Genomic DNA, 14,011 nt, shown 5'->3' with positions numbered 1-14,011 from the left:
GGCCGCATACGGCGCTCAGAACCGCTAGCAGAACTGCGCCGGTTTCCTGCAGGCTTCACTTGTCGCCCGGCGCTTTTGCGGCTGGCAAGAATCCTATGAGCCAGCCGACTCGGTTCTGTCGCTGTCGTTCTCATCAGGAGGGACCGACGGTGTTTGTGCGCCGCCTTGTGGAGTGCCCACAGAACCAGCGCTCCTTGACATGTCACCTCTCTGGAAGCTGGGCTTCAGTTTGGTAGGACCCGCTGCTGAGCGGGTGACCCTCTCCTCTACTTATAGCGTGTCTTTTGTGGCCGTCATCTCCAGAGATAATCAGGACGATGATCCCTACGATTGCACCGATCAGTGTCTCGACGCCGCGTTCGGAGAGGAGGACATAGGGGTCCGCATGTGCAGCGAGCTGGGTAACGAGAAGTATCACCGGTGTGAACGACACCATGGCCAGGCCGTAGTGGCGCATCATGAAAAGTTCGGTGGTGAACTGGAGAAGATGATGGCAATCACCAGCGCAGGTGCGTCTCTCTGTGCGTCCAGCTGCCAAGGCGAAGGCAGCAGAAGGACTGCGACGATGACAAGGCCAAGAAGCGTTCCCACAACCCTGTGGATTCCGCGATAAATGCCGCCGGCCAGATATGTCGCGGCAAGCGGTACCGCCGCAGCCGCCATGGCCCAATGCGGGTACGCGCTTCCACTAAGCACGCCAGCGGCTCCAGCCGTGCCGACCGCAAGGACGTAGCGTCCGGCATGGATGAACGCCCTTTGTTTTCGAGGGCCGGCAAGGGCTGCCGTATTTCGGGTTCCATTGGGTCGCCACGCCCTTTCCCGTATCCAGCCAAGAAAACCGACGGAGATAGCAGTGGCCGGGCTGAAGCCACGCCGATGAGCACAGCAAAGAGCCATGGAACCGTTGTGGGGATCGAGGCACATGCCCCTAGGGCGAGGATTCCAAAAAAGGGTCCGCTCGGCTTAAAGTTCAGCCTGTCCGCGACAAGCGATCCCACTCCTGCCAGGAGTGTTTCGACGCCCACGAGCCACCTTGATTGGAGTCCACTAACCGACAACCCGGTGCCGATCATCACGCCGGTCACGAGCATCCCGGCTGCCTGCAGTTGGTGTTGGAGACGGAGTTGGTGGGGTTCGGTCCTGCCATACATGCCAGTCAGCGCGCCAAAAAGGGCGTAGATAACCAGCTCTGGGTGTCTGAACATCAGTAGAGTCAACGATGGGATTGCCAGGCCTGTGCAGACCCGTAGGGCCGAGAAGTGGTCCCTGCTTGGAGGCGCAAAGCTGTGGAGTGCTCGGACGTGATGTTTCACGGACCCCTGCTCCTCACCAAATCGCTGATTGTCTGCTCTGCACTAGACCCAAAGCACGTAGCCAAGATCTTTGTGGAAGTACTCCCGGCGATCAGTGACATCGGCGGCCAACCATAGGCCTGAGCCGTCCGGCATTTCTTCTTCGACGATCCCCCGGCGAACTACGTCTTCGTTGCGACGGATCTCCACGATGTCGCCCACATGGTTCTGCCAGCTTGCTGTCTGGCGGAGGTGTGAGATGGCGTGCCACTGCTCGAACATCAGCGTTCCAGGAGCAGTGCGTCGCCCTGGCCCCCGCCCCCACATAGTGCAACGGCGGCCCGGCCCGTTTCACGGCGGATGAGTTCGTGTACGGCCGTGACAACCAGCCTGGCCCCTGAAGCGCCGATTGGGTGTCCGATGGCAACTGCGCCGCCGTGTATGTTGATCCGATCCTCGGGCACGCCGAGCAGTCCACCGGAATGCGAAGCAACTGAAGCGAAGGCTTCATTGATCTCAACCAGGTCGAGTTCTTCGGCCGGCCAGCCTTCGCGCTCCAGAGCGGCGCGGATGGCTTTAGCGGGTTTGTCCGGCAGGGATGTGTCAGGACCGGCGATTTGTCCGTGGGCCCGAAGGACTGCGAGGACATCCCATCCATGTCTTTGGGCGGTCTCCCGAGTGGTCAGCACAACTGCCGCGGCGCCATCGGTCAAAGGTGAGGCGTTGCCCGCCGTCACAGTCCCGTCCGGAGAGAATGCGGGGCGCAGACGGGCCAGCGACTCCTGTGAAGCATCGGGGCGGATGCCTTCATCCTGGGTGACTTCGAGGATGCCAGTTCGTGTGGGAACCTTCACAGGGATAATTTCCTGGGCCCACACTCCTGACGCTTGGGCGGCAGCTGCTCGCAAGTGGGAGGTGACGGCGACGGTGTCTTGGGCTGCACGTGATATTCCAAGTGCGGAGTTCGCGCGGTCAGTGGCCAGGCCCATGGCCTCGTGGTCGAATGCATCTGTTAAGCCGTCCTGGGCAGCTGCGTCCACCAGAGTAAGCGCCCCGTATGGATTCCCGGTCCGTGTTCCTGCGACAAGGCGGGGGGCTTGGCTCATCGACTCCTGGCCGCCGGCGACGACGACGGCTGCGTCGCCGAGGCGTAGCATTCGGGCGGCCTCAATGATGGCCGACAGTCCCGAGAGGCACACTTTGTTGACTGTCACTGCGGGTGCGCTCAGGGGAATCCCCGCGGCTACTGCGCTCTGCCGGGCAGGGTTTTGTCCGGCCCCTGACTGGAGAACTTGTCCCATGATGACGGCATCGACGGTGTCTGCCGGTACGCCGGCCCGTGCAAGGGCGCCAGCGATGGCTGCTCCGCCCAGTTCAGTGGCGGAAAGTGGTGCCAGTTGGCCCAGGAGTCGTCCGTGAGCGGTGCGTGCTGCGCCGACGATGACGACATCCCTTGGATCGGGTAGTCGGAAGTTGGATTCTGTTTTCACTGCGGTTGCTCCGGGATTGTTGGTGGCGACGGCCCGAAAAATGGCCGTTCTTCGTTTGAAAGGTTATGCGCGGTCATGTAGCGAGGAGTCGGGTAAGACCGCCGGGCGGGAAGTTGGCACCGAGAGTCATGCAGCGGTCGATGTCCCCCCGCGTAGCGACGACGCCCTCGTCCAGCATCAGCTGGGCTTCTTGTGCCAGGGCATCGCGGACGCGACGCCGTACCCGGTCCGGGTCAACTTCGTGCGGCTCCGGGGGCAGGATCAGGGCTGCCGGCGGAACCTTGCCGTTTTCATCACAGAAGCCCGGCAGTCCGGCTTCGACGACCGCCGTGAGAGCAGCTGACCGGCCGAAACGATCGGGGTAAGCGCGGTGCAACGCGTCGCAGATGTGCCGTTGCACCGCGGGACCGATGTAGCCGATCAGGTGCAGGGGCGTCATAGGCACATCCCACGGTTCCAGGGAGCGGTCAACGGTAGCGGGCTCCCCGCCCTTATCGATTTCGGCCAGTATTTCGCTAAACAGGCGCGTGAGTAGCCGATTGACGACAAAGCCAGGAGTGTCAGCGACAGGTACGGCTGTTTTGCCTAGGCGTACGGCGAGATCCGATGCGGTGAAGAGAGCGGCGTCCGATGAGAACGGGGTCCGGACCAATTCGACGAGCGGGAGGACAGCGACCGGATTAAAGAAGTGGAACCCGAGCACCCTTTCGGGGTGCCTGAGGCCACGGGCCATGCCGGTGACCGGAAGCGAGGACGTGTTGGTGAGCAGGAGGGCATCCGGCCCGATGGACTCCTCCAGCTGCCGGAATACGTTGCGTTTGGTTTTTTGGTCCTCGAAGACGGCCTCGATGGCGGCGTCGCACCCCCTGAACTCCGAGGGATCGGTGGTGCCCCGGATCAAACCGGCGATTTCCGCTGCCTCGCCTGGTTGAAGCCTGCCTCGAGACTCCTGCCGATCAAGGTGTCCGCGCATCCTGTGGAGGGCTGCGGACACCCGGTCGGCGGAAAGATCGCTGATGAGGACCGGGATGCGGAGCTTTTCCGCGACCAGAAGGCCGAGCTGACTCGCCATGAGACCGGCGCCGACGACGCCGAAAGTTTTAATAGTTTTCGGCCGCCCCTGGTTTTCGGCTGATACCGGCACGGGGTCAGCCGTTGAAAGACTGTGAGACATCTGATCCTGCTTCTGTGCCTACCCGCGGAGGTAGACCGTTGTCGTGTGTGTGTAGAAGTCTTTGGCAGCGCCACCCTGTTCCTTGGGCCCGAGGCTGCTCTTCTTTGATCCGCCGAACGGCACGTGAGGATCCGAACCAGCAGATTCCGAGTTGAGGTGAAGGATGCCCACATCGAGGGCGTCGACTGCTTCCAGCACTGTCGCAAGGTCACGGGTGAACAATGCTGCGGACAAGCCGAACTCGGACTCTTCGGCCAAACCGAACGCCTCCTCGGGGGTCGCGGCGCGGCGGACCGCCAGGACGGGGCCGAAAAGTTCTTCTCGCCAGGCGAGGTTGGTAGATCCGGCCTGACCAGTGGGGAGCTCCAGCACAGTCGGTGCGATGAAGGCGCCGGGAGTACCGGCAAAGGGATTCTCGGCAGATGTTCCGGCGATGGCGACCGCACCGGCTTTTACGGCTGCGTTGATTCCGCTCGTGATGGACCTGCGTGCCGCCTCGTTGATCACAGGCCCCATCTGTATTTCTGGGTCAACGGGGTCCCCGGTCAGCCAGCCGCTGAGCCGGAGCGTGAGGCGCTCCAGGAATTCGTCGGCGATGGAGTCCGCGAGAATGAGCCGTGAAGTTGCGGTACATTTCTGTCCAGTGGAGCGGAACGCCCCGAAAAGCACCTGTTCCGAGGCTAGATCCAGGTCAGCATCGTCCAGAACCAGCGCCGCGTTCTTGCCCCCCATTTCGCCTTGCATGGGAATTCCCCGGACGGCAGCTTGGGCCGCCAGTGCACGTCCGACCCCTGAGGAGCCGGTAAAGGACATGGCGTCCACGCCAGGGCTCTGAACAAGGGCAGTTCCGAGAGAGCCGGGCCCAACGACAAGGTTAAGTACGCCCGAGGGCAGCCCGGCGGCAACGAGCGCTTCGGCAAAGCGCATGGCGAGAAGCGGGACGGTGGAAGCCGGCTTCCACACCACCGCGTTACCGTGCACCAGGGCGGGCGCGATCTTCCATGCCGGGATGGCGATCGGAAAATTGAACGGGGTGACGATGCCAACTACGCCCAGCGGCTTGCGAGTTACGAGGATACGTTCCCCGCGCCGAGGCGAAGCAAAGTGCTCCCCGGCCACGCGGTCACCCTCTGCGGCGAAGTAGCGCAGAATTTGAGCTGCACGCAGCACCTCTGCCCTTCCCTCGGTGAGGGTCTTGCCTTCTTCGCGGGAAAGTTCGAGGCCAAGTACGCCAGCTTGCGACTCCAGGGCTGCGGCGGCCCGAGACAGGACGGCGCCGCGTTCGTGGATCGGGGTGCGGTTCCATGCCCGTTGTGAGACGCGTGCTGCCAGGACGGCCCTGTCGAGATCCGCAAGGACGGCGGTGCCGCCTTCGGCGACGCTCTCCTCCGGGCGGCTGGGATTTACAGAGGTGAGGTGGCCGCCGTTGCCTGCTACCCAGTCTCCGTCTATGAGGAGCCGGAGCTGCGACGTCCCCGTCGCACCAGGGGCGGTGCCTGACGTGGCCGGCGCATCTACGGCGGCACTCACCGAAAGGCTCCTATACCTGTTAGCTTCTGGCCAAGGATGAGGGTGTGGACCTCATCGGTGCCTTCGTAGGTACGAACGGATTCAAGGTTGTTCGCGTGGCGAAGGGGCGAGTGTTCGAGAGTTATCCCGTTTCCGCCGAGGATGGTGCGTGCTTCGCGGCAGATTTCGATCGCTTCGCGACAGTTGTTCAGTTTGCCCACGCTGATCTGATGGTTCTGCAGCTTGCCGGCATCCTTGAGCCGTCCCAGGTGCAGGGCGAGAAGAAAGCCCTTGTTGATCTCGAGTGCCATGTTCACGAGCTTCTGCTGAGTCAACTGATAACCGGCCAACGGCCGGTCGAACTGCAGCCGATGCTTGGAGTAATCCAGGGCATCTTCGAAGGCGTCACGCGCGGCACCCATGGTGCCCCAGGCAATGCCATAACGTGCCTCGTTGAGGCAGGCGAAAGGGCCGCGGAGGCCAGTGACATTTGGCAGGACCGCGTCGGCAGGCAGACGTACGTCATTCAGGGTGATGTCACACTGAACAGAAGCACGCATTGACAGCTTTGGTTCGATCGGTGTGGCGGTGAAGCCGGGAGTTTTGGTTGGTACGACGAAGCCGCGTACGCCAGTGTCCGTCTGGGCCCAGATAACTGCCACCTGGGCCACGTTGGCGAGTCCGATCCACCGCTTGGTGCCGGTCAGTATCCAGTCCCTGCCGTCGCGGCGGGCAAAGGTGGCCATGGCAGAGGGGTCCGAACCGGCGGTGGGTTCCGTGAGGCCAAAGCATCCAATGGCCGTACCAGCAGCCATCTGGGGAAGCCATTCCTCTTTCTGTTCCTCGGAACCGTGCTTGGAGATCGCAGACATGGCCAGAGAGCCCTGGACGGACACGAAAGTGCGTATGCCTGAATCACCGGCCTCGAGTTCGGCAGCAGCCAGCCCATAGTCCACTGCGGTTCCCCCGGCGCAGCCGTATCCTTTCAAATGCATTCCAAGCAGGCCGAGTTTCGCGAGATCAGGGACGATTTCCAACGGGAACCGGGCCTCTTCGTACCAGGTGGCGATGTTCGGTTTGATCTCCTCCCGAACGTAGGTCCGGACCCGGTCGCGCAGTGCAATCTCCTCATCCGTGAGGAGAGTATCGAAAGAGATCAGGTCCGAAGGTTCGAGTGCGGTAGCGGCCTCGATGTCGGCCGAACTAGGGGCGAGAGTCATGATGTGGTCCCTCCTGGGCATAAACGACTTGGGGAACGGGCGGCACTTTGAGGGGTGGAGGTAAACGTCTAGCTTTTAGTCTGACGCAGCCACTCCAGCACTTCCTCGGTGTGCTCGCCGAGGGCGGGTGGGGCCTGGGTCCGCGCTGGCAGCGCCGGCGTCCAGGTGATCGGATGGCGGATTTGGCGGCCGGTGACGTTCCCGTCTGTGTCATGGACTTGAATTGTCGGTTCCAGACCCAAGGTATCGGCGTACGCGATGCCTTCATCTATGCTGGCCACGCGGCCGGCGGGTACTCCCGCAGAAACGAGCTGGTCCTGCCATTCCGTCGCTCCGGCGCGTGCAAGCCCGTCTTCCAGCAGTTGGACAAGTTCCCGGCGGTGCTTGACCCGCGCTGAGTTGGTGACAAACCGGGGATCAGCGGCCAGCTCCGGATTGCCGATGGCGCTGCAGAGTTTGGCGAACTGTGAGTCGTTTCCCACGGCAACGGCAAGTGGGTCATCACTCGTGGCAAGAAGCTGGTACGGGACGATGGAAGGGTGGTCGTTGCCCAGTCGCGTAGGAGTAACACCGGCTCCTAGGTACGCCTGAGCTTGGTTGGCTAGAGCGCCCTGCAAGCTTGAGAGGAGATTGACCTCGATCCGCCTGCCGCGACCCGTTGAATTGCGCTCTGAAAGGGCGGCGAGGATGCCGATCGTGGCATCTTTCGCTGTCAGTACATCTACCAGGGCGACGCCTACTTTGTAGGCGTCGCCCTGCGGGTCGCCGGTAATACTCATCAGTCCGCCGACAGCCTGAACTATGAAGTCGTACCCGGGCAGATCACGGCCGCCTTCCGAGCCGAAGCCCGAAATGGATGCGTACACCAGGCCGGGATTCTCCTCGGCCAGCACCTCATATCCCAGGCCCAGTTTGGCGAGCCCGCCGGGTTTGAAGTTCTCCACCAAGACGTCGGCGCGGCGTGCCAGTTCCCGGGCAAGCTCTAGGTCCCCGGGGTCCGTCAGATCGAGGGTGACTGATTCCTTATTCCGGTTAACGCTTTCGAAGTAAGTCGCGCCTGTCTTTGAGGAAGGTGGCGCCCACGCCCGGGTGTCATCCCCGGTTCCGGGCCGCTCCACTTTGATGACCCGGGCACCGAGATCAGCCAGGGTCATGGTCGCGAGCGGACCGGCAAGCACGCGTGAGAAGTCGGCGACGACAATCCCATCAAGTGGCGCGCCCGATTCCGCCCCCCACCTCATGGCTGACCCCGCACGGTCCACCGTCCCCGGTAAATCATGACAATACCGACCGAATGGATGCCTCCAGCACCGCAAGGCCCTCGCCAAGGACGTCGGCTTCGATTCCGAGCGGAGGGAGCAGCCTGATGATATTTCCGTTGGTTCCGCAGGTAAGAGTCAGGACACCATGGGCGTTGGCTGCCTTCGCTGCTGTGGTGGCGAGGTCTTTGCGTGGTCCGGAGGCGTCGCTGAACTCGATCGCCATCATCGCACCCCTGCCGCGAACGTCTGCGACGCCGTCCAGTGCGACGAGTGGTTCCAGACGGTGACGCACCGCGGCTTCGATGGCAACGGCGTTCTCCAAAAGGGTGCCGTCTTCTAGAATTTCGAACACGGCCAGAGCGGCCTCACAGGCTACGGGGTTGCCAGCATAGGTTCCGCCAAGGCCGCCGGTGTGGACAGCGTTCATAAGCTCGGCACGGCCGGTAGCGGCCGAAAGCGGCAGGCCGCCGCCGAGGGCCTTAGCGGTCAGTGTGATGTCACCGGCGATTCCGTCGTGCTCGGACGCGAACAGCGTTCCGGTCCGGCCCATGCCGGCCTGGATCTCATCGATAACCAGCACGATGCCGTGGCGGGTAGCGATTTCACGAAGGCCTTTGAGGAATCCGGGGGCCTGGACAATGAACCCGCCCTCGCCCTGGATCGGTTCGATGACCATGGCCGCGAAGGTTTCCGCGCCGTGTTCGGTGAGAAGCGCCTCGATCTGCTCAAGCGCCTCCCCCGGTCCGTCAGGAGAGGTGTGGGCGGGGGCGGTCGGTCCGCGGAAAACAGAGCCCGGCAAGGGTCCAAAGTTGAGTCGGTACGGGTTTTCCTTTGCCGTCATCGCCATCGTGAGCTGCGTGCGGCCGTGGTATGCCTCGTCGAAGACGAGAATGTTGGGGCGGCGAGTGGCGGCCCTGGCGACTTTGATCGCGTTTTCAACTGCCTCCGCACCGGTGGTGAACAGTGCGGTCCGCTTCTCGAAGTCGCCAGGGGTGTGCTCATTGAGCCATCGGCAGACCTCGACGAAGGACGAATATTCGGTCACCATGAAGCAGGTGTGGGTGAAGCGCTCGAGCTGGGCGGCGGCGCGCTTGGCCACCTTCGGGTTTGCGGCGCCAACGCTGGTTACGGCAATGCCTGAGGCGAAGTCGATGAGATGGTTTCCGTCAACGTCTACGAGCAGCGCATCCTGCGCGTGGTCGATGAATACGGGCAGGGTGATACCAAATGCGTCGGTGACGTGCTGGCGGCGTTCGGTCTCCAGCTCACGGGAACGCGGTCCCGGGAGCTCGGTGAGCAGGCGGCGTGCTGTGGCTTTGACGCTGGCCGGATCGTTGGCCTGGTTTGCTGTGAGTTCTGATGTGACAGTCATAGGTCCTCCTCGTGTGGTGAAATCCACCATAGGGACAGTCCGACGGCGTGTCGTTGGATAATCCATCCAACGATATTCCTTGTACGGTCTCAGCGTACAAAACCGATCGCCTATGATTTACCCATGATTACCCTCGCAAGGCTTGTCGAGGCTGCAAAGCGTGACCTGGCGCCCTACTGGCCCATACCGCTCCCCCGTGTGGAACTCACTGGCGTGCATGTCTCTGAGCTGGAGGATCCCACGATGTTCCTCTATGGAGGCGAGCTTCTCCTCACCGTCGGATTGCAGCTCACCGGCCTGGATGGAGACGCACGTCAAGAGGCCGCTAAAAACTATGTGCAACGCTTGGTGAAAGGTCGCGTCGCTGCCCTGGGTCTTGGCCTGGGCTCAGGACATGCGATGGTGCCGGACGAACTGCGGGCCGCCTGCGTTGAGGCCGGCCTTCCCCTTCTGACCATTCCCCGTGAGTCCCCCTTCCTGGCCGTATCTCGCGCCTATTGGGAACTTGTCAGGCAGGGCGGCGAAGCCGAACTCACTGCTCTGTTAGGACTTCAGGTGGCGTTGACGCGGGCCGCGGCCCAGGATGACGCGGAACCGAAGATCGTACGCGAATTGTCGCGCGCCCTGGGAACCTGGGTTGCATACCTGCCTGAAGGTGACGGGACCCCATCGTCCGCCGCCAGCGGTGCTGAGTTTCCACCCGGACTGCTGGCGGAACTGACACGGGAATCTGCCATCTTGAGGAACGCCCGGCGAGGCGCCACGGGCAATATACAACTGGCATCCGGTGTTGCTTCCCTCTACCCGGTATCTGACGGTCCGGCGGCTTCGGGGTATCTTGCGTTGGGCAGAAGCGGGCAACTGGCAGCTGCCGAGCGGCACTTGTTCCTCACCGCATCCACGCTCCTGGCCGCCAGGGCAGCCGGACAGCGACACGCTGCCGCTGAGCGTCGGCGTGCCGAAGGCATGCTCGCGGCCCTGGTCCTGGAAGGACATGACGACGCAGCACGCCTCCTCGCAAAGCAGATGGATTCCGGTCCACTACCCGAAACAGCATTCGTCGCCGTCCTGCCCGATACCGAACATCTGGTCACGCAGCCCGCTCTGTCCGGTCTGGTACTCGAACGCTCCGGCGTCACATTTGTGCTGCAACCAGCGTCGAGCCCATATCCGAGGCTGCCGAAAGGTGTCCGCGGTGCATGGGGTGGCCCGATGCCTCTCCGGCGCCTCCACGAAATTGGAGCGCAAGTCGCCGAGGTCGCCGCCTCAGCGCCCGCCGGACAGCTGATACGCGTTGGTCACGGCCTCGACCTGCCAGCCGATGAGTGGGTGGATGAATTGGCGGCACGCCCCGGCCACCTCCTTGAAACGGTCCGCGCGTACCTTGCCCACCGCGGTCAATGGGAGGCTGCCGGTCGCGAACTAGGTGTACACCGGAACTCAGTGCGCTACCGAATCGCCCAGGCTAAGGAACTGTTGGGGGCTGACCTGGATGACCCCGACGTAGCAGCCCAACTCTGGCTCGCCCTCAGAGGCCGCTTCCAGACGACCAATAAAGACTAGAGCGCATACCTCGCGCACGGGACGGCTGGCCGCTCGCAGCGGATCCCCGTCCCTGATGCCAGGCGCTCTCCCTATCCGCCTCCAAACCTCCACAAAACCCAGTGGCAAAACCGTGCCCGCACGCCTTTTGACGTTTCGTACAAAGGAAAGCGCATATATCGACTTTCCGCACCGTGACGCGGGCTCCCAGCCTGCCTACTCTCAATGGACAGTCCGTCGTCGGAGGAACACTCCCCTCGGGAATGAGCACACCCGTTGCAGGAGGAACGATGATAGCACCCCACGAGCCAGCACGCATGGTGTTGCTCAGCGCCGCACGCTCCCTCCCCACAAACCTTCCCCTGCACAGCTTTACTGCACCACCTGAGAGGACAATCGTGACGATCGAAGATACGAACACCATCGCAAAGGCAACCCCCACCAGGACCATACGCGGGGCGGTACTTGAGGCCATCGGGGCAGAGCGGCCCTACGCTGACACCCGTCCCATCCATGTGGAAAACCTTGAGCTCGAAGGTCCAGGCAAGGGCGAGATCCTGGTCCGCATCGAGGCGGCCGGCGTATGCCACTCCGACCTTTCCGTCGTCAACGGGAACCGGCCGCGGCCGGTCCCGATGCTGCTCGGCCACGAGGCAGCCGGCATCGTTGAGGAACTGGGCGAGGGCGTCAATGACATCTCCTTGGGCCAGCGCGTCGTTATGACATTCCTCCCCCGCTGCGGTGAATGCGCCGGATGCAACTCCAACGGCAAGACGCCGTGCGAGCAGGGCAGCGCTTCCAATACGGAAGGAACGCTGCTGGGCGGGAACCGCAGACTCTCCCGCGAGGGCGAGCCGGTCCAACACCACCTTGGAGTCTCGGCATTCGCCACCCATGCCGTGGTCTCCCGACGTTCCGTGGTGCCGGTCGGGTCCGACGTCCCGGCGCACATCGCCGCTTTGCTCGGATGTGCCCTTCTCACCGGCGGAGGAGCCGTCCTCAATGTCGCCAAGCCGGCGCCTTCCGCCCGGGTAGCCATCGTCGGTCTCGGCGGGGTAGGCATGGCGGCACTCATTACTGCAATCGCCACCGGAGTTGAACACGTCGTCGGCGTCGATACCTTGCCGGCCAAGCTGGAAGCCGCCCGGAACCTTGGTGCCGCGGATGCCATGACCTCTGCTGATGCCCTGGAACGCGGCGAAAAGTTTGACGCCGTCATCGAAGCCGCCGGACACCCGCGCGCTCTGGAAGCGGCTATCGCACTGACAAAGCCCGGCGGCATCACTGTCACCGTGGGATTGCCGGCACCGGGCCAGTCGGTTTCCATCGACCCCCTGACCCTGACAGCAGAGGCCCGGTCAATCGTGGGCAGCTACCTCGGCTCGGCAGTCCCGGAACACGACATCCCGATCTACGAACAGCTCTGGCGATCCGGCCAGCTGGCCGTTGAAGGCCTGGTCTCAGACACTATCCCGCTCGAAGAAATCAACCGCGCCCTGGACACGCTCGACGGCGGCCACGCACTGCGCCAGATCATCACCTTTTCCTGACCACCCACATTCCAGCTCCGAAGAGAGAACATCATGACCTCCACAAATGACCACATCTACAGCGCTATCATCATCGGCGCAGGCTTCGGCGGCCTGGGCCAGGGAGCCCAGTTCGTCCAGGAAGGCATTGAGGACTTCCTGATCCTCGAGCGCGGCAACGATGTGGGAGGCGTATGGCGCGAGAACACCTATCCCGGTGCCGCATGCGACACGCAGGCCCTCGTGTACTGCTACAGCTATTTCCTGAACCTCAAGGTTTCCCGTATGTTTGCCGGCCAGGAGGAACTTCAGGGCTACCTGCGCTCCGTGGTTGAGGAGTTCGGGCTGGGCAAGCACATCCACTTCGGCCAGAACATCACCGCGTCGGAATGGGACCAGGACCGCCGCCTCTGGACCGTGCACACGGCCGACGGCTCGGAGTTCCTGACCCGTTCGGTGGTGGCTGCCTGGGGCCAGCTGAACGAACCGAACATCCCCAACTTCCCCGGCACCGAAACCTTCGAAGGCGTAGCCTTCCACTCCTCAAAGTGGCGGCACGACCTTGACCTGACCGGCAAACGCGTCGCTTCCATCGGCTCCGCTGCAACTGCCGTTCAGTACGTGCCCGAGGTTGCCAAGATCGCATCGAACCTGACCGTATTCCAGCGCTCAGCCAACTACATCCTCCCCCGTGACCAGTACATCTTCACGGAGGAAGAGAGCGCCCGCTTCCAGGAAAACCCGGACACCTACCGCCAGTTGCGCCAGGAAATCCACGAATTCCGCGAAGCCGGATTCGAACGTACCCGCCGCCACACCGCAGCTTCCGAGGAAGGAGTCGAACTGGCCCGCCAGCACCTCGAGACCCAGGTCTCGGACCCTGAACTGCGGGCCAAGCTCACCCCCGACTACGACTTCGGTTGCAAGCGCATCCTGCGGAGCGACGATTTCTACCCCGCACTGACCCGCGAGAACGTAGAGCTCGTGACAGAGGCAATCACCGAATTCACTCCCCGGGGCCTGCGCACCGCTGACGGCGTCGAGCACGAATTTGATGTCATCATCTACGCCACCGGGTTCAAGAGCCACGCCTTCATGGGATCCATGCGCGTCGCAGGGCGCGACGGAATCGGCCTCGACGAGCGGTGGGGCAACGCCCCGGAAGCCTACCTGGGCATCACCGTCGACAACTTCCCCAACCTCTTCCTGGTTTACGGCCCCAACACCAACCTCAACCACAACTCGGTCGTGTCAATGTTGGAGGCCCAGCACCGCTACATCGCCCAGGCTGTTCAGTACATCGCAGCCGGTGAATCACGGTTCCTGGAAGTAGACCGGGCGGTCGTCGAGAAGTTCAACGCACACGTTCAGGAAGAACTCCAGAAGTCCGCGTTCTCCTCCGAATGCTCCTCCTGGTACAAGAACGAGGACGGCCGCGTCATCAACAACTGGTCCGGAACTGTCGAAGAATACCGGGCCCACACCCACGACCTCCAGCTTGACGATTACCTGCAGCTGGCCGAATCCGGGCCCGCAAAGTGACAAAAACCGACCGGTTCAGCGGGAGGCCCGTAGCACCGGACGCTGCAGAGGTTCTGCAGAAATTCCGGGCCTCCGGCGG

At 62.8% G+C, this 14,011-nt stretch carries 12 protein-coding genes; 3 read left to right on the top strand and 9 right to left on the bottom strand.

Annotation, left to right across the window (positions count from 1 at the left end; genetic code table 11):
* Window positions 1-202 precede the first annotated feature (202 nt).
* The 9 genes from AC1DRO_RS06790 to AC1DRO_RS06750 all read right to left on the bottom strand — a co-directional run bounded on the left by AC1DRO_RS06790 (window position 203) and on the right by AC1DRO_RS06750 (window position 9,319).
* Window positions 203-460: an FUSC family protein gene (locus AC1DRO_RS06790; RefSeq protein ID WP_476950265.1), complete on the bottom strand. Its 258-nt coding sequence runs from the start codon at window positions 458-460 to the stop codon at window positions 203-205.
* A complete protein-coding gene (locus AC1DRO_RS06785; protein ID WP_476950264.1) occupies window positions 457-663 on the bottom strand; it encodes a hypothetical protein in 207 nt (68 codons plus the stop codon). Before AC1DRO_RS06785 ends, AC1DRO_RS06790 begins: the two co-directional genes overlap by 4 nt.
* Before the next feature lie 692 nt (window positions 664-1,355).
* Entirely contained in the window at window positions 1,356-1,574 is a 219-nt protein-coding gene (locus AC1DRO_RS06780) for a hypothetical protein (protein WP_243178584.1), read from the bottom strand.
* Complete coding sequence (locus AC1DRO_RS06775; protein ID WP_476950263.1) at window positions 1,574-2,782, bottom strand: acetyl-CoA C-acyltransferase; 1,209 nt, start codon at window positions 2,780-2,782, stop codon at window positions 1,574-1,576. Before AC1DRO_RS06775 ends, AC1DRO_RS06780 begins: the two co-directional genes overlap by 1 nt.
* A 73-nt stretch (window positions 2,783-2,855) precedes the next feature.
* Entirely contained in the window at window positions 2,856-3,956 is a 1,101-nt protein-coding gene (locus AC1DRO_RS06770; protein ID WP_476950262.1) for a 3-hydroxyacyl-CoA dehydrogenase family protein, read from the bottom strand.
* 18 nt (window positions 3,957-3,974) lie between these two features.
* Complete coding sequence (locus AC1DRO_RS06765) at window positions 3,975-5,486, bottom strand: aldehyde dehydrogenase family protein (RefSeq protein ID WP_476950261.1); 1,512 nt, start codon at window positions 5,484-5,486, stop codon at window positions 3,975-3,977.
* Window positions 5,483-6,685, bottom strand: coding sequence for an acyl-CoA dehydrogenase family protein (locus tag AC1DRO_RS06760; RefSeq protein ID WP_476950260.1), 1,203 nt, complete (start codon window positions 6,683-6,685; stop codon window positions 5,483-5,485). The genes AC1DRO_RS06765 and AC1DRO_RS06760 overlap by 4 nt, the downstream gene beginning before the upstream one ends.
* 68 nt (window positions 6,686-6,753) lie before the next feature.
* Window positions 6,754-7,926, bottom strand: coding sequence for a CaiB/BaiF CoA transferase family protein (locus AC1DRO_RS06755; RefSeq protein ID WP_476950328.1), 1,173 nt, complete (start codon window positions 7,924-7,926; stop codon window positions 6,754-6,756).
* Between the two features lie 34 nt (window positions 7,927-7,960).
* Window positions 7,961-9,319: an aminotransferase class III-fold pyridoxal phosphate-dependent enzyme gene (locus tag AC1DRO_RS06750; protein WP_476950259.1), complete on the bottom strand. Its 1,359-nt coding sequence runs from the start codon at window positions 9,317-9,319 to the stop codon at window positions 7,961-7,963.
* A 123-nt stretch (window positions 9,320-9,442) separates the two neighbouring features.
* Between AC1DRO_RS06750 and AC1DRO_RS06745 the strand changes: the two genes are divergently transcribed.
* The 3 genes from AC1DRO_RS06745 to AC1DRO_RS06735 all read left to right on the top strand — a co-directional run bounded on the left by AC1DRO_RS06745 (window position 9,443) and on the right by AC1DRO_RS06735 (window position 13,932).
* Window positions 9,443-10,882, top strand: a complete 1,440-nt coding sequence (locus AC1DRO_RS06745) for a PucR family transcriptional regulator (protein ID WP_476950258.1) — start codon at window positions 9,443-9,445, stop codon at window positions 10,880-10,882.
* Window positions 10,883-11,259: 377 nt separating this feature from the next.
* Window positions 11,260-12,411, top strand: a complete 1,152-nt coding sequence (locus AC1DRO_RS06740; protein WP_476950257.1) for an alcohol dehydrogenase catalytic domain-containing protein — start codon at window positions 11,260-11,262, stop codon at window positions 12,409-12,411.
* A gap of 33 nt (window positions 12,412-12,444) precedes the next feature.
* Window positions 12,445-13,932 carry a flavin-containing monooxygenase gene (locus AC1DRO_RS06735; protein WP_476950256.1) on the top strand — a complete coding sequence of 496 codons (1,488 nt, stop codon included), beginning with the start codon at window positions 12,445-12,447 and terminating at the stop codon, window positions 13,930-13,932.
* The last annotated feature ends 79 nt before the right edge of the window (window positions 13,933-14,011 follow it).

This window comes from Arthrobacter sp. P4_F11, from assembly GCF_056401395.1.
The sequence above is the reverse complement of the archived record's forward strand: the minus strand, read 5'-3'. Positions and strand labels throughout refer to the sequence as shown.